This window comes from Streptomyces sp. NPDC055815, assembly GCF_053616475.1.
The window spans coordinates 1-24,807 of the sequence record NZ_JBSHDU010000030.1; the positions used below are offsets into that span (position 1 = coordinate 1).

Sequence of the window (24,807 nt, forward strand, 5' to 3'; positions counted from 1 at the left end):
CCTTACCGCTCAGCGCTCAGCGCGTGCGTCACGCGTCCTTCGAGAGGTTCGGGCCCGTGCCGCCCGTCGCCTCGATCGGCGGGGCGTCCGGCAGGGCCGTCTTCTCCTCGCCGCGGAAGGTGAACTTGCGCTCCTCGCCCTCGCCCTCCGTGTCCACGACCACGATGTGACCGGGGCGCAGCTCGCCGAAGAGGATCTTCTCCGAGAGCGTGTCCTCGATCTCGCGCTGGATCGTCCGGCGCAGCGGCCGGGCGCCCATCACCGGGTCGTAACCCTTCTTGGCGAGCAGCTCCTTCGCGGACTGGGAGAGCTCGATGCCCATGTCCCGGTCCTTGAGGCGCTCGTCGACGCGGCTGATCATCAGGTCGACGATCTGGAGGATGTCCTCCTGCGTCAGCTGCGGGAAGACGATGATGTCGTCCACACGGTTGAGGAACTCCGGGCGGAAGTGCTGCTTCAGCTCGTCGCTGACCTTCGCCTTCATCCGCTCGTAGTTGGACTTCGTGTCGCCCTGGGCGGCGAAGCCCAGGTTGAAGCCCTTCGAGATGTCCCTGGTCCCGAGGTTGGTGGTCATGATGATGACCGTGTTCTTGAAGTCCACGACCCGGCCCTGGGAGTCGGTCAGGCGACCGTCCTCCAGGATCTGGAGAAGGGAATTGAAGATATCGGGGTGGGCCTTCTCGACCTCGTCGAAGAGGACGACGGAGAACGGCTTGCGGCGCACCTTCTCGGTGAGCTGGCCGCCCTCTTCGTAGCCGACGTATCCGGGCGGCGAACCGAAGAGACGGGAAACCGTGTGCTTCTCGCTGAACTCCGACATGTCGAGGGAGATCATCGCGTCCTCGTCGCCGAAGAGGAATTCGGCGAGCGCCTTCGAAAGCTCGGTCTTACCGACACCGGACGGGCCGGCGAAGATGAACGAGCCACCGGGGCGCTTCGGGTCCTTGAGACCCGCACGGGTACGGCGGATGGCCCGCGAGAGGCCGATGACGGCGTCCTTCTGGCCGATGACGCGCTTGTGGAGCTCGTCCTCCATGCGGAGCAGACGCGAGGACTCCTCCTCGGTCAGCTTGAAGACCGGGATGCCGGTGGCGGTCGCGAGGACCTCGGCGATCAGCTCGCCGTCGACCTCGGCGACGACGTCCATGTCGCCGGCCTTCCACTCCTTCTCCCGCTTGGCCTTCGCGGCGAGGAGCTGCTTCTCCTTGTCGCGCAGGGACGCGGCCTTCTCGAAGTCCTGCGAGTCGATCGCGGACTCCTTGTCGCGGCGGACGCCGGCGATCTTCTCGTCGAACTCGCGGAGGTCCGGCGGCGCGGTCATCCGGCGGATGCGCATCCGGGAGCCGGCCTCGTCGATCAGGTCGATCGCCTTGTCCGGGAGGAAGCGGTCCGAGATGTACCGGTCGGCCAGGGTCGCGGCCTGGACGAGGGCCTCGTCGGTGATGGAGACCCGGTGGTGGGCCTCGTACCGGTCGCGCAGACCCTTGAGGATCTCGATCGTGTGCGGCAGCGACGGCTCGGCGACCTGGATGGGCTGGAAGCGGCGCTCGAGGGCCGCGTCCTTCTCCAGGTACTTGCGGTACTCGTCGAGCGTGGTGGCACCGATGGTCTGGAGCTCACCGCGGGCCAGCATCGGCTTGAGGATGCTGGCGGCGTCGATCGCGCCCTCGGCGGCACCCGCACCCACGAGGGTGTGGAGCTCGTCGATGAACAGGATGATGTCGCCGCGGGTGCGGATCTCCTTGAGGACCTTCTTCAGGCGCTCCTCGAAGTCACCGCGGTAGCGGGAGCCGGCGACCAGCGCGCCGAGGTCCAGGGTGTAGAGGTGCTTGTCCTTGAGGGTCTCGGGCACCTCGCCCTTGACGATGGCCTGCGCCAGGCCCTCGACGACGGCGGTCTTGCCGACGCCGGGCTCGCCGATGAGGACCGGGTTGTTCTTGGTGCGGCGGGACAGCACCTGCATGACCCGCTCGATCTCCTTCTCGCGCCCGATGACCGGGTCGAGCTTGGATTCGCGGGCAGCCTGGGTGAGGTTCCGGCCGAACTGGTCGAGGACCAGGGACGTCGAGGGGGTGCCCTCGGCAGGACCGCCGGCCGTGGCGGCTTCCTTGCCCTGGTAGCCGGAGAGCAGCTGGATGACCTGCTGCCGCACCCGGTTGAGGTCGGCGCCCAGCTTCACGAGGACCTGGGCGGCGACGCCCTCGCCCTCGCGGATCAGGCCGAGCAGGATGTGCTCGGTGCCGATGTAGTTGTGGCCGAGCTGGAGGGCCTCCCGGAGCGACAGCTCCAGGACCTTCTTGGCACGAGGGGTGAAGGGGATGTGCCCGGACGGGGCCTGCTGGCCCTGGCCGATGATCTCCTCCACCTGCTGGCGGACCGCCTCGAGCGAAATCCCGAGGCTCTCCAGGGCCTTAGCGGCGACACCCTCACCCTCGTGGATAAGGCCCAGAAGGATGTGCTCGGTGCCGATGTAGTTGTGGTTGAGCATCCGGGCTTCTTCCTGAGCCAGGACGACAACCCGCCGCGCGCGGTCGGTGAACCTCTCGAACATCGTTAATCGCTCCTCAGAGCGGTCAGTCAGTTAGGGGTCGATCCCCTCCCTGTCCTTCCGCAGCTTAGTCCCGCAAGCGGGGACCGCTCATTCCAACTGCCGACATCCGTCCGGATCACCCCCTCTCAAGCGGGGAGACCTGCTGCCGAACAGCCGACAAATGCTCCAACCCGATGGTGCGAGACGATGTTCCCGCAGGCCAAGTAGTTACCCGCGCCATCAGTACGCCGATGGCGAACGTGAGACGCCGAAGCCCGCGAGTCGCCCCTCTCCACTAGGAATGTCTTACCCGTAAGCACTGACACTCCATGCGGCGCACCCCGGTTCCCTCCGCTACCAGCGAACACCCTTGCGCTGCCGAATGCACGCGTACGCCTCATCACGGACACCTTGCGCGTTCGCCGGGGGACGGTGTGTCACCGCGGGCGTAACCAACGGGCCCCCTCGGGAGTTCCCCGGGCATGGCTTTCACCGTCCCGCTCCCCCGCACGCCGTCCGACGGCGGGATCGCGCGGTGGTACGAGGACGAGCTCGGCTGGGCCGCGGTGGCGGGCCCGCCGGCGGAGCTGGTCACGGGGCTGCGCTTCGACGTCCTGGAACTGCCCGCCGCGGCCGGCCGGGGCGTGCTGCGCCGGATGGGCGCGCTGACGGGGCCGGTGGCCCTGATGGGGCGCCGGATGGGGCTGCTCGTGGCCGCGGGGAGCGCGGAGGAGCTACCGGGACTGCTCGACTGGCTGGAGTGGGGCGGGATCTCGCTGGATCTCGCCGTGCGTGGTGCCGGCGGCCGGACGACCGCACCCCTTCCCCCGGGGTGGAGCGGTTCCGGCGCGCCGGGCGACGCGGTGTGGCTGCGGGCGCCCGCGCCGGGTCGCGAGGTCGAGTCCTCGCTTCCGGCGCTGCGGTCCGCGCCCTGGGGCGTCGCGGACGCCCCCTGTCTGGTGCGTCTCGTGGCCGCCGCCGCGGCGGAGTGCCATCGGGTGCGGCTGCTGAGTGCCCGTACCCGTGGGGCGGCTCAGCAGCTGTCGCCTCAGCGGTTCGCGTCCTCGTAGGCGGCCTTGATGTCGGCGGGGACGCGGCCGCGGTCGTTGACGTTCATGCCGTTCTCCTTGGCCCACGCGCGGATCTTCGCGGTGTCCTGGCTGCCCGTCGCCACGGCGCGGCCCTTGCCGCGTCCGCCGGTGGTGCGGCCACCGGTGCGACGGCCACTCGTGGTGTACGGCTCGAGCAGGCCACGGAGCTTTTCCGCGTTGGCGGTGGTGAGGTCGATCTCGTAGGTCTTGCCGTCCAGCGCGAACGTCACGGTCTCGTCCGCCTCGACGCCGTCGAGGTCGTCGACAAGAAGGACCTGAACCTTCTGTGCCACCGGATTTCCTTTCATCGAAAATGCAGTACGCGGAAAGGAAACCGCTTTTCCCGGAAAAACACAAACCCCTGGGAGAGGTTCAGATCCCCGGCAACGCGGGAAACGTGCGCGATTCGGACATAGGGTTCCGCGAGAGGATCGCCCGGCTTCCGTCTCACAGGTGCAGAAGCATCCGGCTGTTGCCCAAGGTGTTCGGCTTCACTCGTTCGAGACCGAGGAACTCGGCGACTCCCTCGTCATAGGAACGCAGGAGCTCGCTGTAGACATCTCCGTCGACCGGGGTCTCGCCGATCTCCACGAAGCCGTGCTTCGCGAAGAAGTCGACTTCGAAGGTCAGGCAGAATACCCGCCGCACCCCGAGCCATCGGGCGGTGTGCAACAACTTGTCCAGCACCTGATGTCCGACGCCGGCTCCCTTGAAGTCGGGATCGACGGCGAGAGTGCGGACTTCGGCGAGGTCTTCCCACATGACGTGGAGTGCGCCGCAGCCGACCACGACGGCGTCCTCGTCGCGTTCCGCGACCCAGAACTCCTGGATGGACTCGTAAAGCGTCACGGTCGCCTTGTCGAGCAGGATGCCGCGCTGCACGAAAGGATCGACGAGACGGCGGACCGCGGGCACATCGCTGGTGCGGGCCCTGCGTACGGTGACGGCTTTGGCGGAGGTCGACATGGGGGGACGCTATCGCTACGGGCGGGGCGTCCCTTCGTCACCCTCGGCCTCGCGCGGGGCGGCGGGGAGGGGGTTGTCGCGCTGGACGATCCGGATGGCGTCGTTCAGGGACTCCCGCTGTTCCGGCGACATCATGCCGAAGAAGGCGACGAGTGCGGCGGCGGGGTTGTCGCTCTGCGCCCAGGCCTCGTTCATGAGGGCGGCGGAGTAGGCGGCGCGGGTGGAGACCGCCGTATATCGATAGGCGCGGCCTTCGACCTCGCGGCGGACCCAGCCCTTCTGATGGAGATTGTCCATGACGGTCATGACGGTGGTGTAGGCGATGGACCGTTCCTGCTGAAGGTCCTCCAGGACTTCCCGGACGGTGACCGGGCGGTTCCATTGCCAGACGCGCGTCATGACGGCGTCTTCGAGTTCTCCCAAGGGGCGGGGCACAATGCCACCCTAGTGGGAGAAACGCCAATAAACGTCTATTGCCGCTCAAGAACGACGAAAAGGGTGCACGACCGGAAGCGGTCGCACACCCTTGGCACTGCCTTGCTGCTTCTGTACGGGGCGGAGCTAGGAGCCGTCCGCCTGGCGGGCGGCCTCGGCGCGGGCGAGGGCGGCGTCCACGACGGCGTCCTCCTTGGCCGTGTTCGGGCCGCCCTGGCTCTTGACGATCACGGTGACGAGGGCGATGAAGAACGCGGCCATCACCACGGGAGGCAGGAGCGCGGATACGTAGTCCATGCCGTCCAGAGTAGCTATCCGGCGGCCCGCTCCTCCGGTGGGGGCGGGGGGACGGGGCGTCGGCGTGGCGGGAAGACCTCGGAGGGCTTGGGGACCGGGCGTTCGGCCGGGGCGGGCGGCTTCGGCTTGGGCTCGTCGGCCGCCGCGCGTCCGCCGGGCAGGGCGAGCAGCCGGGCCCGGGAGACGGAGGGCGCGGTCGAGGCGGTGGCCTGGGAGACCCGGGCCAGGCGCGCGCGTACGGAGCGCTCGGCGAGGACCTGGCAGCGGGCGAGCAGCTCGGCGGCGGCCGGATTGCGGCGCAGCGCGCGGAGGGCGGCGAGGTCGTCGGCGCCGGGGTCGTACCCGGCGGCCAGGGCGTCCCTGAGCAGCTCCAGATAGCCGCTGAGGGACCCGGGCAGCGCCTCGCGGTACCGGGCCAGGTCGTCGAGGAGGAAGGCGCGCAGCCGGCCGGCCTCGCGTACCGCCTCGTCCACGGAGTCGGCCAGGCGCAGGCAGTCCTGGACGTCCTCGTCCTGGAGGGGGGCAGGGTGGAGGGCGATGGCAAGGGCGCGGCGGAGCACACGCAGCTCGTCCGCGCTGAACGCCATGCCGCCGCGGGATCCGTATGGCGTGGGCATGGGGCGACGATACGCGCTAATCGGACAATTTTCTCTTAGCGATCATTCCGGCGCGCCGGAATGATCACCCCCGGGCGCCCGCCTCACATGCGCGAGACGTTCCGCTCGTAGACGAGGCGCAGGCCGATCAGGGTCAGCCAGGGCTCGTGCTCGTCGATCTCCTTCGAGTCGGCGAGGACCATCGGGGCCAGACCGCCGGTGGCGATCACCGTGACGTCGGAGGGGTCGCCCTTCGGACCGACCAGTTCGCGCTTCATCCGGGCCACCACGCCGTCGACCTGGCCCGCGTACCCGAAGACGATGCCCGACTGCATGGCCTCGACCGTGTTCTTGCCGATCACGCTGCGCGGGCGGGCCAGCTCGATCTTGCGGAGCATGGCGCCCTTGACGCCCAGGGCCTCCACCGAGATCTCGATGCCCGGGGCGATCGCGCCGCCCGCGTACTCGCCGCGCGCGGAGATCGCGTCGTACGTCGTCGCCGTGCCGAAGTCCACGACGATCGCCGGACCGCCGTACAGCTCGACGGCCGCGACCGCGTTGATGATGCGGTCGGCGCCGACCTCCTTCGGGTTGTCCGTGAGGATCGGCACCCCCGTCTTGACGCCCGGCTCCACGAGGACCGCCGGCACGTCCCCGTAGTACCGGCGGGTCACCTCGCGCAGCTCGTGCAGCACCGAGGGGACCGTCGCGCAGATGGCGATCCCCTCGATGCCGTCGCTCAGCTCGACGCCGAGCAGCGGATGCATGCCCATGAGGCCCTGGAGCAGGACCGCCATCTCGTCGGCGGTGCGGCTCGGGTCCGTGGAGATCCGCCAGTGCTCGACGATCTCCTCGCCGTCGAAGAGACCGAGCACCGTGTGCGTGTTGCCGACGTCGATGGTGAGCAGCATCAGGAGCGCACCTCGCGCAGGTCGAGGCCGATGTCGAGGATGGGGGAGGAGTGGGTGAGGCCGCCGACCGCCAGGTAGTCGACGCCGGTCGCCGCGTACGCCGCCGCGTTCTCCAGGGTCAGCCGGCCCGAGGACTCCAGGACGGCGCGGCCCGCGACGATGGCGACGGCCTCCTCGGTCTCGATCGGGGTGAAGTTGTCCAGCAGGATCAGGTCGGCGCCCGCGTCCAGGACCTCGCGGACCTGGTGCATCGTGTCGACCTCGACCTCGATCGGCAGCTCGGGGAACAGCTCGCGGACGGCCTTGAAGGCCTCGGCGACGCCGCCGGCCGCCACCACGTGGTTGTCCTTCACCAGGGCCGCGTCGGAGAGCGACATGCGGTGGTTGACGCCGCCGCCGCAGCGGACCGCGTACTTCTCCAGGGCGCGCAGGCCCGGAGTCGTCTTGCGGGTGTCGCGGACCCTGGCCTTCGTGCCCTCCAGGACGTCCGCCCACGCGCGCGTGGCGGTGGCGATGCCGGAGAGGCGGCACAGGATGTTGAGCGCGCTGCGCTCGCCGGTCAGCAGGTCGCGGGTGCGGGCGGTGACGCTGAGCAGCACCTGCCCGGCCTCGACGCGCTCGCCGTCCTCGACGTGCCGCTCGACCTCGAACTCGTCGGTGCAGACGATCGACAGGACGGCCTCGGCGACCCGCAGGCCGGCCACGACACCGGCCTCGCGGGCGGTGAAGTCGGCGGTCGCGACGGCGTCCTCGGGGACGGTCGCCACGGTCGTGACGTCCACCCCGCCGTCGAGGTCCTCGGCGATCGCGAGGTGGGCGATGTCCTCGACCTGGACGGGGTCGAGACCGGCGTCGGCGAGCAGCTGCGCGAGCGCGGGGTCGAGCCCGCACTCGAACTCCTCGCCGTCGCCGCAGCCGCAGCCGTCGCCGCAGCCGCCGGACTCCTCGGAGGAGACCGTGTTGATCTGGATGAGAGGGACGTCCACGGGCTCGGGACGGGCTTCCTCGGGCGTGCTCACTTACGGCTCCCTGGGGGCGTCGAGGGTGGGGGGAAAGTCGGCGGTGTCGGTGGTGCGGACGTCGAGGGTCCGCTCAGGGGTCAGATGGACGACGAGGTGCCTGCGCCACTCCGCGTCGTTCCGGTCGGGGTGGTCCTCGCGCCAGTGGCAGCCGCGGGTCTCCTCGCGGCGGGACGCTGCCGCGACCAGGAGGCGGGCGACGGAGAGCAGGTTGGTGGTCTCCCAGGCCTCCACGCCCGGCTCGGCGGACTTCCGGTCGCCGGCCGCGGTCGCGCCCGGGACGGCCGGGGCCTCGGCGCGCTCGCGCTCGCCGGGGACGGCCGGGATGTGGAAGGCGTCCAGTTCCCGGGCGGCCGTGCGCAGGCTCTCGGCGGACCTGATCACTCCGGCGCCCAGCGTCATGGTGCGCTGGATACGGTGCCGGGCGGCGGGGTCGAGCAGCGGCAGGACCACCGGGGCCGGGTGCTCCACCGGGACGGCGGGACCGCGGCCGGGGGCGCTCGCCACGACGTCCTCGGCGATCCGCTCGGCGAAGACCAGGCCCTCCAGGAGCGAGTTCGAGGCCAGCCGGTTGGCGCCGTGGACGCCCGTGCAGGCGACCTCCCCGCACGCGTACAGGCCCGGCACGGTGGTCCGGCCCCGCAGGTCCGTGCGGACGCCGCCGGAGGCGTAGTGGGCGGCCGGGGCGACCGGGATCGGCTCCGTCACCGGGTCGATGCCGTGGGCCCGGCAGGCCGCCAGGATCGTCGGGAAGCGCTCCGCCCACATCTCGGCGCCGAAGTGACGGCCGTCGAGGTACATGTGGTCGGTGCCCTGCTCCTGCATCCGGCGGGTGATCGCCTTGGCGACGATGTCCCGGGGCGCCAGCTCGGCCAGCTCGTGCTGCCCGAGCATGAAGCGGACCCCGTCGGCGTCGACCAGATGGGCGCCCTCGCCGCGTACCGCCTCGGAGACCAGCGGCTGCTGGCCCTCGGAGCCGGTCCCGAGGAACAGCACCGTGGGGTGGAACTGGACGAACTCCAGGTCGGAGACCTCGGCCCCGGCCCGCAGCGCAAGCGCGACGCCGTCGCCGGTGGAGACGCCCGGGTTGGTCGTGGCGGAGAAGACCTGGCCCATGCCGCCGGTGGCCAGGACCACCGCGGGCGTGTGGACGGCGCCGACGCCGTCGTGCTGGCCCTCGCCCATGACGTGCAGGGTCACGCCCGCCGTGCGGCCCTCGGCGTCCGTCAGGAGGTCCAGGACGAGGGCGTGCTCGATGAAGCGCACGCCCCGGTCCCGTATCGCCTCGACCAGGGCGCGGGAGATCTCGGCGCCGGTCGCGTCCCCGCCCGCGTGGGCGATCCGGCGGCGGTGGTGGCCGCCCTCCCGGGTCAGCGCGATCTCGCCGTCGGAGGTCTTGTCGAAGTCGGCGCCGGTCGAGATCAGGCGGCGGACGGCGTCCGGGCCCTCCGTGACCAGGGCCCGCACGGCCTGCTCGTCGCACAGCCCGGCACCCGCGACGAGGGTGTCGTCCAGGTGCTGCTCGGGGGTGTCGCCCTCGCCGAGCGCGGCCGCGACGCCGCCCTGGGCCCAGCGGGTGGAGCCGTCGTCGAGCCGCGCCTTGGTGACGACGACCGTACGGAGCCCGGCGGCGGTGCACCGCAGGGCGGCGGTCAGACCCGCGACGCCGGAGCCGACCACGACGACGTCGGCATCGATGGCCCAGCCCGGCGCGGGCGCATGCAGCCGTATTCCGGTCACTTGGTGGCTCCGAAGGTCAGAGGGATGTTGTCGATGAGCCGCGTGCTCCCCACGCGCGCGGCGACGGCGAGGACCGCCTCACCGTCGTGGCCGTCGGCGACCTCGGTGAAGTCGGCCGGGTCCACGAGGGCCAGGTAGTCCAGGGTGAGCGGCGGCTCCGCCTTGGCCGCCTCGTCCAGGACGGCGCGGGCCGCGGCCCGTACGGCATCGGCGCAGCCGCCCTCGGCGGCCTGCGCGACCGCGTGGGCGTCGGCGGCGGCCCGGGCCTCGCCGATCCGGGACAGCGCCTCGGCACGGTTCTCGGCCCGGCCCTGGGCGCCCGGCAGCGAGGCGGCACGCGCGCGCAGCGCCTCCTGCGCGGCGAGCCGCTCACGGGCCGCGAACAGCGCGCGGGACAGCGCCAGGGCCGTCCGCCGCTCCCCGGCCGACAGGTACCGGTTGCGGCTGGAGAGGGCGAGGCCGTCGGTCTCGCGGACGGTCTCCACGCCGACGATCTCGACGGGGAAGTTCAGGTCCTTGACCATGCGGCGGATCAGGGCCAGCTGCTGGGCGTCCTTCTGGCCGAAGAAGGCCAGGTCGGGCGCGGTGAGGTGGAGCAGCTTGGCGACGACCGTCAGCATGCCGTCGAAGTGGCCGGGCCGGGAGGCGCCTTCGAGTCGCTCGCCCATGGGACCGGCGGTGATCCGCACCTGGGGCTCGCCCCCCGGGTAGACCTCGTCGACGGAGGGCGCGAAGACGGCGCTCGCGCCCGCGTCGAAGGCCAGCTCCAGGTCGGCGTCGAGGGTACGGGGGTAGCGGTCGAGGTCCTCGCCTGCACCGAACTGGAGCGGGTTGACGAAGACGGTGACGACGACGAAGCCCTTGGCGCCCACGCGCTCGCGTGCGGCCCGGATCAGGGTGGCGTGGCCCTCGTGGAGGGCGCCCATGGTCATGACCACGGCGTTGCGGCCGGGGGCGCCGTGGTGCGCGACCGCGTCCGCCAGCTCCTGGACGTCGGAGACCAGCGCGGCCGGCTCGTGGCGGGCGGGACGGCCTCCTTCGGCGCTCTCGCGGGCGAACAGGCTCATCGGTCGTCTCCTTGCGGCCCGTCGGTGGGGTCGGCGGGGTGGGCGGCGCCGCTCAGCGGCTCGGCGAGCACGCCCAGCAGGTCCTCGGCCAGCTCGGGCTTGAGCAGGCCGTGCGCGAGCGCCCGGTCGGCGGTCGTGCGGGCCATCGCCAGATAGCCGGCGACGGTGCCGGGCGCGTGCTTGCGCAGCTCGGCGACGTGGGCGGCGACCGTACCGGCGTCACCGCGCGCGACGGGGCCGGTGAGGGCCGCGTCCCCGGACCGCAGGGCGTTGTCCAGGGCGGCGCCCAGGAGGGGGCCCAGCATGCGGTCGGGGGCGGCGACGCCGGCCTTGTGGAGCAGCTCCATCGACTGGGCCACCAGGGTGACCAGGTGGTTCGCGCCGAGGGCCAGGGCCGCGTGGTAGAGCGGGCGGGCCTCCTCGGCGATCCACTCGGGCTCGCCGCCCATCTCGATCACGAGCGCCTCGGCGGCGAGCCGCAGCTCCTCGGGCGCGGTGACCCCGAAGGAGCAGCCGGCCAGCCGCTGGACGTCGACGGCGGTGCCGGTGAAGGTCATGGCGGGGTGCAGGGCGAGCGGCAGCGCGCCGGCCCGGCGGGCGGGGTCGAGGACCCGCGCCCCGTACCGCCCGGAGGTGTGCACGAGCAGCTGGCCAGGCCGTACGGCTCCGGTGTCGGCGAGGCCCTCGACGAGGCCCGGCAGCGCGTCGTCCGGCACGGTCAGGAGGACCAGGTCGGCCAGGGCCAGGACACGGGCGGGCTCGACGACGGGGACGTCGGGCAGGAGTTCGGCGGCACGGCGCCGGGAGGCGTCGGAGACCGCCGAGACGGCGACGGGGCGGTGCCCGGCGAGCCGGAGCGAGGCGGCGAGGGCGGGGCCGACCCGGCCCGCGCCGACGACTCCGACGGTGAGCCGGGCGGGTCGGTCCTCGGCCCGGGGCTCCGGAGTTGTTTGTGCGTTCACGGTGGGGACGGCCTTCCGTTCCAGTCCTCGGCGGGTACCGGACGATTTCTGGTCATGCTACGCCAGCGTTTCGTGCCGCCTCCGTGGCTGTCCACAGGGTGTGGGCGGTGGTGTGATGATCGGCCCATGAATCCTGTGACTCCTGTGGAGAATCCTGTGGACGAGGAAGCGACCCGGCTCCACCGGGCGAAGGTCTGGGGCGGCGCCGAGCGCAGGCTGTGGAACACCTCCGTGGACGGCACGGTCGGGGAGCGGCTGCGCGAACTGGCCGCCTGGGCGGAGGCCGCGGGGCACGAGGAGGCCCCGCTCGACACGTACGGGAACGGGCTCGTGGAGGAGCTGGAGCGGCGCGTCGCCGAGGAGCTCGGCCTCCCCGCCGCCGTCTTCTTCCCCACCGGCACGATGGCCCAGCAGGTGGCGCTGCGCTGCTGGGCCGGGCGCACCGGCAGCCCCGTCGTCGCCCTCCACCCGCTCGCCCACCCCGAGGTCCACGAGAACGGGGCGTTCGCGGCCGTGTCCGGGCTCCGTACGGTCCACCCGACCGACGCGCCCCGGCTGCCCACCGCCGAGGAGGTGCGGGACCACCCCGAGCCCTTCGGGACGCTGATGCTGGAGCTGCCGCTGCGGGACGCCGGCTTCGTGCTGCCGTCCTGGGAGGAGCTCACCGAGGTGGTGGCGGCGGCCCGGGAGCGGGACGCGGTCGTCCACTTCGACGGGGCCCGGCTGTGGGAGTGCACGACACATTTCGGCCGCGGGCTCGCGGAGATCGCGGAGCTCGCCGACAGCGTGTACGTCTCGTTCTACAAGTCCCTCGGCGGCATGTCCGGGGCCGCGCTCGCCGGCCCCGAGGACCTCGTGGAGGAGGCCAGGATCTGGCGCCACCGGTACGGGGGGATGGTCTTCCAGCAGTACCCGGCGGCGCTCTCCGCGCTGCGGGGCCTGGACGTCGAGCTGCCCCGGCTGCCCTCGTACGTGGCACACGCGCGCGTGGTGGCCGACGCGGTCCGGGAGGCGCTCGCGGAGGCGGGCACCGGCTGGTCGCGGATCCACCCCGAGACCCCGCACACCCACCAGTTCCAGGTCTGGCTGCCGTACGACCCGGACGTCCTGACGGCGGCGGCCCTCGCCCAGACCGAGGACACCGGCGGCGCGTTCTTCCGCCGCTGGTTCTCCCCGGGCGCGGGCGGCCCGCCGGGAGTGGCGTTCACGGAGCTGACGGTGACCGAACCGGGCCTGGAGTGGACGGCGGAGGACGTGAAGGAGGCGGTACGGGACTTCCTGGCGCGCGTGGAGGGCTGACGGCCCTGGTCGGCCGCGTCCGGCCGGCTGACGGTCCTGGTCGGCCGCGTCCGGCCGGCCGACGGTCCTGGTCGGCCGGGTGCGGCCGGCCGGCGGCCCTAGTCGGCGGGGTGCAGCCAGCGGTGCAGGGCCGTGCGGACGGCGCCGCGCGGACGGCGGGCCGCCGCCGCGCGTTCGAGGCGGCGGCGCTCGCGGACGGCCCGGAGCACGGCGACGTCCCGGGTGCCCGGCGCCGGCGGCATCGGTTCGCCGAGCCGGGCGGCGCGGTAGGTGTCGAAGAGGTACTGGTGCAGCGCGTTCATGGCCTCACCGTGCGCCGCGCCGCCGCGGCCCGGCCCCCGGATTGACGACCCCCGTCAATCCGGGGCCCGTCGATTGACGACCCCCGTCAAACGGGACGACAGCTCCCCCGGCCCACCCCGCACCATGGACGGGTGAGCGTGACGATCGACATCACCGGACTGCCGCACGAGCGGATCACCTTCTGCCCCTCGCCGCTGGCCGAGCTGGGCGCCGCCCTGCACGCCCTCGCCGAGCCCACGCACCACCCCCGGCTGCACGCCTGGACCACCACGACGACCGCGGCCCTGAAGCCGGAGCTCGCGGACCGGCTCCACGAGGCCGACTTCATGTGGAACTCCACCCGCTCGGACATCCTGCTGCCCGCGCGGCCCCGGGAGACCCTCGCGGAGGAGCTGGACGACCTCGACCGCATGGACGACGAGCAGTTCGTCGGCTCCGCCCTGGAGATCTCCTGCAACAGCACGTACGTGCACGGCGCGCCCTCCCCGCTCGTCGACGAGCGGATGCGCCGCCGCGCCCAGGACCTGGCGGCCGCGCGCGGCCCGCGCCAGGCCGCGTTCGTGGAGCGGATGCTGACCGACCCGCCCAGCACGCGCGCGTGGGTCCGGCGGCTCATGGAGGACTGCGACGAGGCCTTCTTCGCGGACACCTGGCGCCGGGTCCGGATCCAGCTCGCCGCCGACGCCCGCCACAAGACCGAGCTCATGCGCCGCAAGGGGCTGGCCGAGGCCGTCGCCGACGCCTCCGCCGCGATGAGCCTGGAGGAGGACGAGAAGGGCTCCCGGATCGTCGTCGACAAGCTCGTCCAGGGCCGGACCAGCGCCGAGGGAACCGCGGTGACGTTCCTGCCGACGGCCTTCGGCTGGCCGCACCTGTTCGCGCTGTACACGCCCGGCTGGCAGCCCGTCATCCAGTACCCGATCCCCGCCCGCGACCTCGGCGGCGCGGCCTCCGTCGAGGCGGTCAAACTGCGCCTGGAGGCCGTCGCCCATCCCATGCGGATGCGGCTCTGCCGCAGTCTGGCGCGCGGCTCCAGCACGACGAGCGAGCTGGCCGACGCGTACAACATCACCGCGCCCGAGGTCTCCCGCCACCTCGCGGTCCTCAAGAAGGCCGGGCTGATCACCACCCAGCGCCGCGGCCGGTACGTGCTCCACCAGCTCGACGTGGCCGTCGTCGCCCGGCTGGGCAGCGACTTCCTGGAGTCGGTGCTCCGGTAGGAGCCGGTAGGAGCCGGTAGGAGCAGCGGGCTAGATCGCCCCGCCGCCCGCCCGGACCAGGCCCGTCTCGTACGCCAGGACCACGACCTGGACCCGGTCGCGCAGGCCCAGCTTGGTCAGGATGCGGCCCACGTGCGTCTTCACCGTCGCCTCGGAGAGGACCAGCCGAGCGGCGATCTCGCCGTTCGACAGACCCTGCGCGACCAGCATCATCACCTCCCGCTCCCGGTCCGTCAGCCGCCCCAGCTCCTTGTGCTCGGGCTCCTTGCCCGAGGACGGCAGCATCGGCGAGAAGCGGTCCAGGAGCCGGCGCGTGGTCGACGGCGCCACCACCGCGTCGCCGCTGTGCACCGAGCGGATCGCGCCGAGCAGCTCCGCCGGCGGCACGTCCTTCAGCATGAAGCCGCTCGCACCCGCCTTGAGCCCCGAGAACGCGTACTCGTCGAGGTCGAAGGTCGTCAGGATCAGCACCTTCGGGGCGTCCGGCTCGGAGCAGATCCGCCGGGTCGTCTCCACCCCGTCCAGCTTGGGCATGCGCACGTCCATCAGGACGACGTCGACCGCCGTGGAACGCAGCACCTCCAGGGCCTCGACCCCGTCGCCCGCTTCCGCCACGACCTCCATGTCCGGCTGGGCGGCGAGCACCATGCGGAAACCGGTCCGCAGCAGCACCTGGTCGTCGACGAGCATCACGCGGATGGACATCAGGTCAGTTCCTTAGGGGTCGTCAGTGAGCGGGCTTGAGGGGGAGCAGGGCGCTGATCCGGAAACCGCCGCCGGGCCGCGGCCCCGCGTCCAGGGTGCCGCCCACCATGCCGACCCGCTCCCGCATGCCGATCAGACCGTGGCCCCGCCCGTCGGCGCCCCCGTCCTCGTACATCTCCTGCGGAGCGCCCCGGCCGTCGTCCTCGACGAGCAGACCGAGACCGTCGTCGAAGTAGACGAGCCGCACGCTGGCGCCGACGTCGGGACCGCCGTGCTTGCGCGTGTTGGTGAGGGCCTCCTGCACGATCCGGTACGCGGTGAGCTCGACGCCGCTGGGCAGCGGGCGGGGGCTCCCCTCGATCGCGAAGTCGACGGTGAGACCGGCCCCCCGCACCTGCTCGACGAGGTCCTCGATCTGCTGGACGTCGGGCTGCGGCACGTACTCCCCGGCCTCCTGGTGCTCGCCGGTGCGCAGGATCCCGAGGAGTCTGCGCATCTCGGCGAGCGCCTGCCGGCCCGTGGTGGAGATCGTCTCCAGGGCCTGCTTGGCGGTCTCCGGGGAGGAGTCCATGACATAGGCGGCGCCGTCGGCCTGGACCACCATCACCGACACGTTGTGCGCGACGACGTCGTGCAGCTCGCGGGCGATGCGGGCGCGCTCGGCGGCGACCGCGACCTTCGCCTGGGCCTCGCGCTCCTTCTCCAGGCGGGAGGCCCGCTCCTCCAGCTGCGCGAAGTAGGCCCGGCGGGTGCGGAGCGAGTCGCCGAGCACCCAGGCGAGGGCGAACGGCACGGTCATGATGATCGTGAAGAAGACCTTGGCGGCGCCGGATTCCGAGCCCTCCATGGGCCATCTGAGCTGGGAGAGCGTCGAGGCGCTGAGTCCGCCGATGAGGGCGAGGCGGGACGCCCAGCGGGGGCCGTCGTGCGCCGCGACCGTGAAGATGATCACGAGCATGGCGAAGTCGGCCATGAACGGCACCAGGCCGAGGGCGAGCTGGGTCAGCCCCAGCGCGACCGCCAGCAGCAGCATCCTCTCCGGCGCCCGGCGCCGCAGGGCCACGACCAGGGAGAAGAGCAGGGCCACGACGCCGTACCCGAGGCCGCTGCCGCCCACCGTGCCCGCCGACACCACCCACAGCAGGGAGAACCCGAGGAGGACGACGGCCCAGAAGGTGTCGACGCCCGTCGGGTGTCTGCGAATGAAGTCGTAAAGGCGCTGCACGTCACCCAGAGTAGGGAAGAGAGATAGGTGCAGGGATCAACCGTGGGGCCGATCCTTGGCGCGGGACCCGTACTCCCCGAGGTGGAGACTGGGGCACGTGACGGATGAGACGTGTCAGTGGCAGGGGTGGCGGGAGGCCACGGAGCGGGCGCTGTACGGCCCCGGGGGCTTCTATCTGCGCACCGAGGGACCGGCGGGGCACTTCCGCACCTCGGTGCACGCCTCCCCGCTCTTCGCGGCGGCCGTGGCCCGGCTGCTCGGCGAGGTCGCGGAGGAGCTGGGGACGGACGGGGTCGACCTGGTGGACGTGGGCGCGGGGCGCGGCGAGCTCCTGACGGCGGTGCTCGCGGCCGTCGGGTCCTCGCTCTCCGTACGGGCGTACGCGGTCGAGCGCGCGGCCCGCCCGGACGGGCTCGACCCACGGGTGGAGTGGACGGACCGGGTGCCGGAGGGCGTGCGGGGGCTGCTCTTCGCGAACGAGTGGCTCGACAACGTGCCGGCGGACGTCGCCGAGGCGGACCCGGCGGGCACGGTCCGGTACGTGGAGGTCGCCCCGGACGGCAGCGAACGGCTCGGCGCCCCCGTCACCGGCCCGGACGCCGACTGGCTGGCCCGCTGGTGGCCGCTGCGGGAACCGGGCACGCGGGCCGAGATCGGGCGGCCCCGCGACGAGGCCTGGGCGGCGGCGGTCGGCTCGCTGACGGCGGGCCGCGCGGTGGCCGTGGACTACGCGCACGTACGGGCCTCCCGGCCGCCCTTCGGCTCCCTGACCGGCTTCCGCGCGGGCCGCGAGGTCCCGCCCGTCCCGGACGGCAGCTGCGACGTGACCTCCCATGTGGCGCTGGACGCGTGCGCGGGGCTCACGGCGGGGCTCCCCGCCGCGGAGCTGGTCACGCAGCGGGAGGCCCTCGGGCGGCTCGGGGTGTCCGGGGAGCGGCCGCCGCTCGCGCTCGCCTCGACCGACCCCGCCGGGTACGTCCGCGCGCTCGCCTCCGCGGGCGAGGCGGCGGAGCTCACCGCCCGGGGCGGTCTCGGCGACTTCCTCTGGCTGATCCAGCGGGTCCCGGGCGCCGTCCGCTGACCCGAGGGGCCCGGGGCCGCCGGGCCGCGGGGGATACTGGCCGCATGACGGAGACGACGGTCGGAATCGGCGGCGCGGCGGAGAGCACCGACATGGTGCTGAACATCGGCCCGCAGCACCCCTCGACCCACGGCGTGCTCCGGCTCCGGCTCGTGCTCGACGGCGAGGTCGTCCGGCACGCCGAGCCGGTGATCGGCTATATGCACCGGGGCGCCGAGAAGCTCTTCGAGGCGCGCGACTACCGGCAGATCATCATGCTGGCCAACCGCCACGACTGGCTGTCCGCCTTCTCCAACGAGCTCGGCGTCGTCATGGCCGTCGAGCGGATGCTCGGCATGGAGGTCCCGGAGCGGGCCGTGTGGACGCGGACGCTCCTCGCCGAGCTGAACCGGGTCCTCAACCACCTGATGTTCCTCGGCTCGTACCCGCTCGAACTGGGCGGGATCACGCCCGTCTTCCACGCCTTCCGGGAGCGCGAGGAGCTCCAGGCGGTGATGGAGGAGGTCTCCGGCGGCCGGATGCACTACATGTTCAACCGGGTCGGCGGCCTCAAGGAGGACCTGCCGGCCGGCTGGCTGGGGCGGGCGCGACAGGCCGTCGCGGACGTGCGGTCGCGGATGGACGTGTACGACCGGCTGGTCCTCGGCAACGAGATCTTCCGCGGCCGTACGCGCGGGGTTGGGGTCCTCGCGCCGTCGACCGTCCACGCGTACGGGGTGTCGGGGCCCATCGCCCGTGCCTCGGGGGTCGACTTCGACCTGCGCCGCGACGAGCCGTACCTCGCGTACGGGGAGCTCCAGGACACCCTGAAGGTCGCCGTGCGGCAGGAGGGCGACTGTCTCGCGCGGTTCGAGTGCCTGCTCGACCAGACGCACAACTCCCTGGACCTGGCGGACGCCTGCCTGGACCGGATGGCCGAGCTGCCGCCAGGGCCGATCAACCAGCGGCTGCCGAAGGTGCTCAAGGCGCCGGAGGGGCACACGTACGCCTGGACCGAGAACCCGCTCGGCGTCAACGGCTACTACCTGGTGTCCAAGGGCGAGAAGACCCCGTACCGGCTGAAGCTGCGCTCGGCGTCCTTCAACAACATCCAGGCGCTGGTGGAACTGCTGCCGGGGACGCTGGTCGCGGACATGGTGGCGATCCTGGGCTCGCTGTTCTTCGTCGTCGGCGACATCGACAAGTAACGGGCCCCGTTGTGGGCGCGCTTCCGCCCGTTGTGGGCAGGCGTTCCTCCGGGGCGGTGCCCACCCCGTTGTGGGCAGGCGTTCCGCAAGGGGCGATGGGGGTCCCCCCTGCTCGAGCGAAGCCGAGAGCTTGGGGGAGGGTGGGCACAACGGACGGCGCCCTTGCCGGCGCCAGAGGCTCCCGAGCCTGAACCCGCACCCCTGGTGACGGCGCAGTCGTGGTGCGGGCCAAGGCGCGGAACGCGGAGGCGCCGCGGAAGGGCGCCGTCCCGTGTGCCCACCCGTCCCGCCCTGCGGGACGATTGCCCACACGGGCAGCGGGCGCGGGCCCACACGGGGGGGCGCGTCGTCAGGAGTTGACCGCGCCTCGGAGTTCCGCCACGTCCAGTTGTTCCGTTTCGTCGTGGGCCGTCAGGTCGATGACCTGCCCGATCGCCCGCGGCGCCGCCAGAGCCAGGACCTCCTCGCCCACGACGTCCGCGAGGTCGGAGTTCTGCACGGCCTCGATGACCGCCGCCGCCTTCTGCGTACCGAAGAAGTCGAAGCCGCCCTCGGGCCGCGGAACGGGCCTGCGCGCCGCGTACGGCACGATCGCGGCCGCGACCGGCACCGCCGGCAGGGCGGCAGCGGCGGTGGTGGAGGCGGGCGGGAGCGCGGGAGCGGTGGCGGCCGTACGGGAGTGCTGCTCGGTTCCGGCGGCCGCCGCGTGCTTCCCCTGCGGCTCCTCCGTCTCCCGGGCGCGCTCGGCGAGGTCGCGGGCGCGGGCCGCCTCGGCCGTGCGGCGGGCCTGCTGGGCCGCGGCGTTGCGGGGGAGGTCGCGCAGCGCCTGGGCGGCGCGGCGGTACGCCTCCGGGGTGGGCGTGGAGCCACCGGCCGGCAGCGCCTTCGCCTCGGTCGCGGCGCTCGTCTCCAGGGCGAGGACGCGGCGGCCTTCGAGGGCGCTGGCCCGCTCGGTCTCCGCGGTGGCGTACCGGCGGAGCAGGTCGGCGTGCTCGCCGCGCAGCCCGGCCAGCTCCACGCGCTTGGCGCGGAGCTTGGCGTCGAGCCGGGCGCGGAGAGCGCGGGACTCCTCCAGGTCGGCCTCCAGCTCGGCGGTCCGCTCCTCGGCCTTCCACACCTCGGCGGCGCGCGCCCGGTCCAGCTCGGCGACCTTCAGACCGGCGCTCCGGTCCCAACTGCGCATGAGGACGGCACCGGTGATGGCGGCGACCGCCGCCGCGGCCGCGAGCAGCCGCGCGATCACCGGGTCGCCGGGCAGCCAGGCGGCCGCGGCGCACACGACCGCGGCGCCGGCGACCGCGGAGGGCGGCAGCAGCTTGTGCAGAGGCGGGGAATGGCGGTGGCGTCCACGTGGCATGGCCTGAAATTTACCGTGCGTAGGCGCCATGTGGGGCGTCGGCCCGGCAATCTCTTGGCCACTTCTCGCCATCAGAAGTGGATATCGATGGTTCCGGTTCCGTTTCGGGCCGACTCCCCTCCCCCGCCGCCTACTTCTTGAGCAGCCCCTTCGTCTCCAGATACTCCTTGGCGACGTCCTCGGGCTTCGCCCGCTCGGCGTCCACCTTGCGGTTGAGTTCGGCGAGATCCGCTGTGGTCAGCACCTTGGTGATCTTGTCGAGGGCGGCGGCTATCTCCGGAGAGCCCGCGTCCTTGGCGTTGACCACCGGCAGCACGTTGTCCGCGTTCTGCAGGTGCTTGTCATCGGTCAGGAAGACGAGACCGTACGTGTCGATCGTGGCGTCCGTGGTGGTCGTCAGGACCAGCTGGTCCACGCCGTCCTTGACCGCCTGCTTGGCCTGCGGCGTACCGACGCCCTTGGGGTCGATCCCGGCCACGTCGATCCCGTACGTCTTCTCCAGACCGGGCGCGCAGAAGGGCCGCACCGCGCATTCGTCACCGGCGGCGATCTTCACCTTCAGCTTCGAGGCGCCGAGATCGGAAAGCGTCGTCAGCTTGTTCTTCTCGGCGAATTCCTTCGTCACCGCGAAGGCGTTCTGATCGACGGCCTCTCCCGCCGCGAGCACCTTCAGACCGCGCGGTTCGGCGAGCTTCCGCAGCGCGTCCACGGTGGCCGTCACGTCGCCCGAGGCGACCGGCTTGTCCTCGGGCGCCTTCGGCCCGTTCACCTTCGCGTTGAGGAATTCCGCGATCGTCGCCGCGTATTCCGGGACGACGTCGATCTCGCCCTTCTCGAGGGAGGGTTCGTACAGCTCGCGATTCTTCACCGTCGTGATGGACACCGAGTATCCGGCGGCCCGCAGCGACTGCGCGTACAGCTCGGCGAGGACCTTGGCCTCCGTGAAGGCGGCCGCGCCGACCACCAGCGAGCCCTTCTCCCCGCCGGCAGAGCCGCCGGAGCTCCCGGAGCCCTTCTGCTTGCCTTCCTCCAGGCTGTCACCGCCGCACGCCGCGAGGGCGGCGGTCAGCGCCGCCGTACCCAGCAGCGCGCCCGCGATACGCGAGACCCTGTTCACGACATCACCCATCCCAGTCAGCGTTCAACAAGTCGTCCGTGTCGGTCGAAAAGGCGGTCCGCGGCCACCAGGACGCCCTCCACCAGGAGGGCGAGCAGCGCCACGAGCACGGCGCCCGCGACGACCTGCGCGGTGTCGTACGTGGCGAAGCCGGCCGTGATGATCCGGCCCAGGCCGCCCTGTCCGACCATCGCGGCGACCGTCGCCGTGGCGACCACCTGGACCGCGGCCGAGCGGACCCCGGTCATCACCACGGGCCGGGCCAGCGGGAGTTCGACCCGGAGGAAGAGCTGGCCGCCCGTCATCCCCATGCCCCGCGCGGCCCGGACCGCGGCCCGGTCCACCTCCCGGACCCCCACGTACGCGTTGGTGAGGAGCGGGGGTATCGCGAACAGCACGAGGGCCACCACGGTCGGGACATAGCCGGCGTTCCGCAGGGGCGACACCATGAACAGGGCGAGGACCGCGAAGACGGGGATCGCCCGTCCCACGTTCGACACGTTCACCGCGAGCGCCCCGCCCCGGCCGAGGTGGCCGAGCCACAGGCCGAGGGGCAGCGCGAGCGCCGCGGCGATCAGGAGCGCGGCCCCGCTCACGTACACGTGCTCGGTGAGCCGCTGCCCGATGCCGTCCTCGCCCGTCCAGTGCGCGCCGGTGGTGAGCCAGCCCCAGGCGTCCGTCACGATGCCCATCTCACCCACCTCCCGGCGCGGTCCGTATCCGGGTCCACGGCGTCAGCAGCCGCTGGAGGCCCAGGAGCAGCAGGTCGGCGGTGACGGCGAGCAGCACGCACAGCACCGAGGCGGCGAGCATCTGCGCCTTGAAGAAGGTCGGCAACGCGTCCTCGATGAGATTGCCCAGGCCGCCGCGGCCGACGACCGAACCGACCGTCGTCAGCGCGATCGTGGAGACCGTCGCCATCCGTATCCCCGCCATCAGCACCGGGAGCGCGAGGGGGAGTTCGACCTGCCAGAGCATCCGCAGCGAGCCGTACCCCATGCCCCGGGCGGCCTCCCGGGTCTCGGCCGGCACGGCGGCGAGCCCCGCCAGGGTGTTCCGCACGAGGATCGTCAGCGCGTACAGCACGAGGCCCGTCACGACCAGCGCCGCCGAGAGCCCGAAGAAGGGCAGCAGCAGCGAGAACATCGCGAGCGACGGCACCGTGTAGAGCAGGGTGGTCAGACCGAGGACCGGGCCGGCGAACCGGGGCCGGGCGCGGACGAGCAGCGCGAGGGGCACCGCGACGGCGAGCGCGATCAGCACGGACGCGACCGTGATTCCCACATGCTGGAGCAGCGCGTCCGTCAACTCCTCGCCGCGCGTGCGCAGATACTCACCGCAGATCCAGTCGTTCGTGACCAGACAGTTCGGCGCGCTCATCGTCCCTCCCCCCGGTTCGTCGACCCTCCCGAACGCTTGTGTGACGACCCTAACCCCCGCCACCGACAATCCCCGAGACCCGCCACAATGCGGCAACACGCCCTTCACACACCCCCGGCACCCAGGGGACAGAATGGGGAACCATGATCCGGTTCGAGCACGTGACCAAGCGGTACGACGACGGCACGACGGCGGTCGACGACCTCTCCTTCGAGGTCGCCGAGGGCGAACTCGTCACCCTGGTCGGCCCGTCCGGCTGCGGCAAGACGACCACGATGATGATGGTGAACCGGCTCGTCGAGCCGACCTCCGGCCGCGTCCTCGTCGACGGGAAGGACATCGCCGGCGTCGACCCGGTCGCCCTGCGCCGCAAGATCGGCTACGTCATCCAGCAGGTCGGGCTCTTCCCGCACCGCACGGTCCTCGACAACACCGCGACCGTCCCCGCCCTGCTCGGCTGGAAGAAGGCCGACGCACGCGCGCGTGCGGCCGAACTCCTCGACCTCGTCGGCCTCGACCCGGCCGTGTACGGCTCCCGCTACCCCGCCCAGCTCTCCGGCGGGCAGCGCCAGCGCGTCGGGGTCGCCCGCGCCCTCGCCGCCGACCCGCCCGTCCTCCTCATGGACGAGCCCTTCGGCGCCGTCGACCCGGTCGTCCGCGAGCGCCTCCAGAACGAGTTCCTCGCGCTCCAGGCCACCGTCCGCAAGACCGTCCTCCTCGTCACCCACGACATCGAGGAGGCCGTCCGCATGGGCGACCGCATGGCCGTCTACGGACACGGGCGCATCGAACAGTTCGACACGCCGGCCACCGTCCTCGGCTCCCCCGCCACCCCGTACGTCGCGGACTTCGTCGGCAGCGACCGCGGCCTCAAGCGGCTCGCGGTCACCCCCGTCACCGAGGCCGACCTCGACCCCGTACCCGGCACCGGCAAGGACCCGGACGGCGCCCCCGCCCCCGTAACCCTGGGGACCTCCCTCAAGGACGCCCTCGCCGCGCTCCTCCAGCACGACACCGGCCGGCTCACCGTCACCGGCGCGGACGGCCGGCCGCTCGGCGTCCTCACCCCCGCCGGCGTCCACCGCGCCCTGCGCCGCGCCTCGGCACCCGAAGACGCCCCAGGGCCTGTCCGACCCTGATCCGGCCTGATCCGAAAGACAGCCCCTAGTCCGCGCTGAGCCTCTCGGCCAGCCACACCAGGCCCGGCGGGATCTCACGGTTCCACGTGTTGAAGTTGTGGCCGCCGCTGTCCAGGACGATCGACGAGACCTGCGCCGGGCTCTTCACCTTCCGGATGAACTCCCGCGTGGCCTTCAGGTTGCCCTCGCCCTTCTTCGACGTGGTCACCAGGAACGAGGTGTTCCCCACCTTCCCGTGGTCCAGGCTCCACAGCAGGTCGCCCCGCCTGCGCAGCGCGGCGTCCCCGTGGAACAGGTCCCCGGTGGTGACGTCCTCCGCCGCCTTGTAGTACGCCGAGAGGCCCGCACCGGCCGCGAACCGGTCCGGATGGTGGAGGGCGATCTTCAGCGCGCAGTAACCCCCCGTCGAGTTCCCCATGAAGCCCCAGTTCCGCGCCTTCGTCCCCACCCGGTACGTCTCCGAGACCGCCTTCGGCAGGTCCTCGGCGAAGAAGGTCTCCGCCCGCGGGCCCCCGGGGATGTCCACGCACTCGGTGTCCCGCGGCGGCGCCACCGTCGGACGCAGCATCACCAGGATCATCGGCTGCATCCGCCCCTCCTTCGCCTGGAGGTACGCCGTCCGGGGGTACTTGAGGCCCTTGATCAGGTTCTCCGCCGTGCCCGGGTACCCCGTGAGCACCACGGCCGCCGGGAACGTCCGCTTGGCGTACTGCGCCTGGAAGTACTCCGGCGGCAGGTACACATAGGCCTGCGAGGCGATCCCCGACCGCTCCCCCTCCACCACGACCTTCTGGATCTGGCCGCCGACCGAGGGACGGCCGCCGCCGGGCACGTCGACCGCCTGCGTCCCCACCACCCGTACGTCCTTCGAACCGGCCGCGTGGTCGACGACCACCCCCATCTCCTGCTCCTGCCCGAACAGGTCGGCCCACGAGCCGTAGAAGAGGAACGAACGATTCGCCGCGAGGCCCACCGCCGCGAACAGCGCCACCTGGGTCACGAGCAGCAGCCCCACCCGGCCCGCGACCGGCCGCCAGCCGCGCCGCGCGAGCCTCGGCCACAGCAAGACCGTGGCCAGGAACAGCACCACGGCCAGCACCACGGCCGACACGAGGACTTTGTCGCTGGTGAGACCCATGAGACGTCCGAGCCTTCTTTCCGAGATTTTCCTGTGGACGAA

General features: G+C 72.4%; 25 protein-coding genes. 6 read left to right on the top strand and 19 right to left on the bottom strand.

What is annotated here, in order from left to right:
• Window positions 1-28: 28 nt before the first annotated feature.
• Window positions 29-2,551, bottom strand: a complete 2,523-nt coding sequence (locus tag ACWGN5_RS20050; protein WP_351177523.1) for an ATP-dependent Clp protease ATP-binding subunit — start codon at window positions 2,549-2,551, stop codon at window positions 29-31.
• Between the two features lie 461 nt (window positions 2,552-3,012).
• On the opposite strand from ACWGN5_RS20050, the gene ACWGN5_RS20055 reads away from it, so the two are divergent.
• Window positions 3,013-3,600 carry an SCO3374 family protein gene (locus ACWGN5_RS20055; protein WP_453516864.1) on the top strand — a complete coding sequence of 196 codons (588 nt, stop codon included), beginning with the start codon at window positions 3,013-3,015 and terminating at the stop codon, window positions 3,598-3,600.
• Here ACWGN5_RS20055 and ACWGN5_RS20060 read toward each other — a convergent pair.
• The 10 genes from ACWGN5_RS20060 to ACWGN5_RS20105 all read right to left on the bottom strand — a co-directional run bounded on the left by ACWGN5_RS20060 (window position 3,579) and on the right by ACWGN5_RS20105 (window position 11,614).
• Window positions 3,579-3,914, bottom strand: coding sequence for a histone-like nucleoid-structuring protein Lsr2 (locus ACWGN5_RS20060; RefSeq protein WP_030324199.1), 336 nt, complete (start codon window positions 3,912-3,914; stop codon window positions 3,579-3,581). The two genes, ACWGN5_RS20055 and ACWGN5_RS20060, sit on opposite strands and share 22 nt — an antisense overlap.
• Before the next feature lie 154 nt (window positions 3,915-4,068).
• Window positions 4,069-4,587, bottom strand: coding sequence for an amino-acid N-acetyltransferase (locus ACWGN5_RS20065; RefSeq protein ID WP_369144902.1), 519 nt, complete (start codon window positions 4,585-4,587; stop codon window positions 4,069-4,071).
• Between the two features lie 15 nt (window positions 4,588-4,602).
• Window positions 4,603-5,022 carry a BlaI/MecI/CopY family transcriptional regulator gene (locus ACWGN5_RS20070; protein ID WP_453516867.1) on the bottom strand — a complete coding sequence of 140 codons (420 nt, stop codon included), beginning with the start codon at window positions 5,020-5,022 and terminating at the stop codon, window positions 4,603-4,605.
• Window positions 5,023-5,148: 126 nt separating this feature from the next.
• Complete coding sequence (locus ACWGN5_RS20075) at window positions 5,149-5,319, bottom strand: hypothetical protein (RefSeq protein ID WP_453516869.1); 171 nt, start codon at window positions 5,317-5,319, stop codon at window positions 5,149-5,151.
• Between the two features lie 14 nt (window positions 5,320-5,333).
• On the bottom strand, window positions 5,334-5,906 hold the full coding sequence (locus ACWGN5_RS20080; protein ID WP_453517094.1) for a hypothetical protein: 573 nt from the start codon (window positions 5,904-5,906) through the stop codon (window positions 5,334-5,336).
• A gap of 113 nt (window positions 5,907-6,019) precedes the next feature.
• Window positions 6,020-6,826, bottom strand: a complete 807-nt coding sequence (locus tag ACWGN5_RS20085) for a type III pantothenate kinase (protein ID WP_453516871.1) — start codon at window positions 6,824-6,826, stop codon at window positions 6,020-6,022.
• Window positions 6,826-7,845: a carboxylating nicotinate-nucleotide diphosphorylase gene (gene nadC / locus ACWGN5_RS20090; protein WP_453516873.1), complete on the bottom strand. Its 1,020-nt coding sequence runs from the start codon at window positions 7,843-7,845 to the stop codon at window positions 6,826-6,828. Before nadC ends, ACWGN5_RS20085 begins: the two co-directional genes overlap by 1 nt.
• Window positions 7,846-9,585 carry an L-aspartate oxidase gene (locus tag ACWGN5_RS20095; protein WP_453516876.1) on the bottom strand — a complete coding sequence of 580 codons (1,740 nt, stop codon included), beginning with the start codon at window positions 9,583-9,585 and terminating at the stop codon, window positions 7,846-7,848.
• Entirely contained in the window at window positions 9,582-10,652 is a 1,071-nt protein-coding gene (gene panC, locus ACWGN5_RS20100) for a pantoate--beta-alanine ligase (RefSeq protein WP_453516878.1), read from the bottom strand. The genes ACWGN5_RS20095 and panC overlap by 4 nt, the downstream gene beginning before the upstream one ends.
• Entirely contained in the window at window positions 10,649-11,614 is a 966-nt protein-coding gene (locus tag ACWGN5_RS20105; protein ID WP_453516881.1) for a Rossmann-like and DUF2520 domain-containing protein, read from the bottom strand. The genes panC and ACWGN5_RS20105 overlap by 4 nt, the downstream gene beginning before the upstream one ends.
• 126 nt (window positions 11,615-11,740) lie before the next feature.
• On the opposite strand from ACWGN5_RS20105, the gene ACWGN5_RS20110 reads away from it, so the two are divergent.
• Window positions 11,741-12,913 (top strand): threonine aldolase family protein, encoded by a 1,173-nt coding sequence (locus ACWGN5_RS20110; RefSeq protein WP_453516884.1) that lies wholly within the window; start codon window positions 11,741-11,743, stop codon window positions 12,911-12,913.
• Window positions 12,914-13,011: 98 nt separating this feature from the next.
• Here the strand turns inward: ACWGN5_RS20110 and ACWGN5_RS20115 are convergent, their stop codons facing one another.
• Window positions 13,012-13,215 carry a hypothetical protein gene (locus ACWGN5_RS20115; RefSeq protein ID WP_453516886.1) on the bottom strand — a complete coding sequence of 68 codons (204 nt, stop codon included), beginning with the start codon at window positions 13,213-13,215 and terminating at the stop codon, window positions 13,012-13,014.
• Between the two features lie 132 nt (window positions 13,216-13,347).
• Here ACWGN5_RS20115 and ACWGN5_RS20120 point away from each other — a divergent pair, with 132 nt between their 5' ends.
• On the top strand, window positions 13,348-14,436 hold the full coding sequence (locus ACWGN5_RS20120; protein ID WP_453516888.1) for a DUF5937 family protein: 1,089 nt from the start codon (window positions 13,348-13,350) through the stop codon (window positions 14,434-14,436).
• Between the two features lie 30 nt (window positions 14,437-14,466).
• On the opposite strand, the gene ACWGN5_RS20125 is transcribed toward ACWGN5_RS20120, so the two are convergent.
• Both ACWGN5_RS20125 and ACWGN5_RS20130 read right to left on the bottom strand, forming a co-directional pair.
• Window positions 14,467-15,141, bottom strand: a complete 675-nt coding sequence (locus tag ACWGN5_RS20125; RefSeq protein ID WP_453516891.1) for a response regulator — start codon at window positions 15,139-15,141, stop codon at window positions 14,467-14,469.
• Window positions 15,142-15,163: 22 nt separating this feature from the next.
• The gene (locus ACWGN5_RS20130; RefSeq protein ID WP_453516894.1) at window positions 15,164-16,366 is read right to left on the bottom strand and encodes a DUF7134 domain-containing protein; all 1,203 of its coding nucleotides are present in this window, start codon (window positions 16,364-16,366) and stop codon (window positions 15,164-15,166) included.
• A 97-nt stretch (window positions 16,367-16,463) separates the two neighbouring features.
• Between ACWGN5_RS20130 and ACWGN5_RS20135 the strand changes: the two genes are divergently transcribed.
• On the top strand, window positions 16,464-17,447 hold the full coding sequence (locus tag ACWGN5_RS20135; protein WP_453516896.1) for an SAM-dependent methyltransferase: 984 nt from the start codon (window positions 16,464-16,466) through the stop codon (window positions 17,445-17,447).
• Window positions 17,448-17,491: 44 nt separating this feature from the next.
• Window positions 17,492-18,634 carry an NADH-quinone oxidoreductase subunit D gene (locus ACWGN5_RS20140; RefSeq protein WP_453516898.1) on the top strand — a complete coding sequence of 381 codons (1,143 nt, stop codon included), beginning with the start codon at window positions 17,492-17,494 and terminating at the stop codon, window positions 18,632-18,634.
• Window positions 18,635-18,983: 349 nt separating this feature from the next.
• Here the strand turns inward: ACWGN5_RS20140 and ACWGN5_RS20145 are convergent, their stop codons facing one another.
• From ACWGN5_RS20145 to ACWGN5_RS20160, 4 genes are all read right to left on the bottom strand, one after another.
• Complete coding sequence (locus tag ACWGN5_RS20145) at window positions 18,984-19,991, bottom strand: hypothetical protein (protein ID WP_453516901.1); 1,008 nt, start codon at window positions 19,989-19,991, stop codon at window positions 18,984-18,986.
• A gap of 130 nt (window positions 19,992-20,121) precedes the next feature.
• The gene (locus ACWGN5_RS20150) at window positions 20,122-21,120 is read right to left on the bottom strand and encodes an ABC transporter substrate-binding protein (protein ID WP_453516903.1); all 999 of its coding nucleotides are present in this window, start codon (window positions 21,118-21,120) and stop codon (window positions 20,122-20,124) included.
• 5 nt (window positions 21,121-21,125) lie between these two features.
• The gene (locus ACWGN5_RS20155) at window positions 21,126-21,800 is read right to left on the bottom strand and encodes an ABC transporter permease (protein ID WP_453516906.1); all 675 of its coding nucleotides are present in this window, start codon (window positions 21,798-21,800) and stop codon (window positions 21,126-21,128) included.
• A 1-nt stretch (window position 21,801) separates the two neighbouring features.
• Window positions 21,802-22,488 (bottom strand): ABC transporter permease, encoded by a 687-nt coding sequence (locus ACWGN5_RS20160; RefSeq protein WP_453516908.1) that lies wholly within the window; start codon window positions 22,486-22,488, stop codon window positions 21,802-21,804.
• A gap of 143 nt (window positions 22,489-22,631) precedes the next feature.
• Here ACWGN5_RS20160 and ACWGN5_RS20165 point away from each other — a divergent pair, with 143 nt between their 5' ends.
• On the top strand, window positions 22,632-23,627 hold the full coding sequence (locus ACWGN5_RS20165; RefSeq protein WP_453516911.1) for an ABC transporter ATP-binding protein: 996 nt from the start codon (window positions 22,632-22,634) through the stop codon (window positions 23,625-23,627).
• A gap of 25 nt (window positions 23,628-23,652) precedes the next feature.
• On the opposite strand, the gene ACWGN5_RS20170 is transcribed toward ACWGN5_RS20165, so the two are convergent.
• Window positions 23,653-24,765, bottom strand: coding sequence for an alpha/beta hydrolase (locus ACWGN5_RS20170; protein ID WP_453516914.1), 1,113 nt, complete (start codon window positions 24,763-24,765; stop codon window positions 23,653-23,655).
• Window positions 24,766-24,807 lie beyond the last annotated feature (42 nt).

What these genes read in the sequence shown, in the direction of transcription:
- ACWGN5_RS20065 (WP_369144902.1), bottom strand. Translation starts at nt 4,587, where the DNA reads ATGTCGACCTCCGCCAAAGCCGTCACCGTACGCAGGGCCCGCACCAGC.
- ACWGN5_RS20155 (WP_453516906.1), bottom strand. Translation starts at nt 21,800, where the DNA reads ATGGGCATCGTGACGGACGCCTGGGGCTGGCTCACCACCGGCGCGCAC.
- ACWGN5_RS20110 (WP_453516884.1), top strand. Translation starts at nt 11,741, where the DNA reads ATGAATCCTGTGACTCCTGTGGAGAATCCTGTGGACGAGGAAGCGACC.
- ACWGN5_RS20125 (WP_453516891.1), bottom strand. Translation starts at nt 15,141, where the DNA reads ATGTCCATCCGCGTGATGCTCGTCGACGACCAGGTGCTGCTGCGGACC.
- ACWGN5_RS20170 (WP_453516914.1), bottom strand. Translation starts at nt 24,765, where the DNA reads ATGGGTCTCACCAGCGACAAAGTCCTCGTGTCGGCCGTGGTGCTGGCC.
- ACWGN5_RS20140 (WP_453516898.1), top strand. Translation starts at nt 17,492, where the DNA reads ATGACGGAGACGACGGTCGGAATCGGCGGCGCGGCGGAGAGCACCGAC.
- ACWGN5_RS20080 (WP_453517094.1), bottom strand. Translation starts at nt 5,906, where the DNA reads ATGGCGTTCAGCGCGGACGAGCTGCGTGTGCTCCGCCGCGCCCTTGCC.
- ACWGN5_RS20075 (WP_453516869.1), bottom strand. Translation starts at nt 5,319, where the DNA reads ATGGACTACGTATCCGCGCTCCTGCCTCCCGTGGTGATGGCCGCGTTC.
- ACWGN5_RS20055 (WP_453516864.1), top strand. Translation starts at nt 3,013, where the DNA reads ATGGCTTTCACCGTCCCGCTCCCCCGCACGCCGTCCGACGGCGGGATC.
- ACWGN5_RS20160 (WP_453516908.1), bottom strand. Translation starts at nt 22,488, where the DNA reads ATGAGCGCGCCGAACTGTCTGGTCACGAACGACTGGATCTGCGGTGAG.
- ACWGN5_RS20050 (WP_351177523.1), bottom strand. Translation starts at nt 2,551, where the DNA reads ATGTTCGAGAGGTTCACCGACCGCGCGCGGCGGGTTGTCGTCCTGGCT.
- ACWGN5_RS20165 (WP_453516911.1), top strand. Translation starts at nt 22,632, where the DNA reads ATGATCCGGTTCGAGCACGTGACCAAGCGGTACGACGACGGCACGACG.
- ACWGN5_RS20145 (WP_453516901.1), bottom strand. Translation starts at nt 19,991, where the DNA reads ATGCCACGTGGACGCCACCGCCATTCCCCGCCTCTGCACAAGCTGCTG.
- ACWGN5_RS20085 (WP_453516871.1), bottom strand. Translation starts at nt 6,826, where the DNA reads ATGCTGCTCACCATCGACGTCGGCAACACGCACACGGTGCTCGGTCTC.
- ACWGN5_RS20150 (WP_453516903.1), bottom strand. Translation starts at nt 21,120, where the DNA reads ATGGGTGATGTCGTGAACAGGGTCTCGCGTATCGCGGGCGCGCTGCTG.
- panC (WP_453516878.1), bottom strand. Translation starts at nt 10,652, where the DNA reads ATGAGCCTGTTCGCCCGCGAGAGCGCCGAAGGAGGCCGTCCCGCCCGC.
- ACWGN5_RS20115 (WP_453516886.1), bottom strand. Translation starts at nt 13,215, where the DNA reads ATGAACGCGCTGCACCAGTACCTCTTCGACACCTACCGCGCCGCCCGG.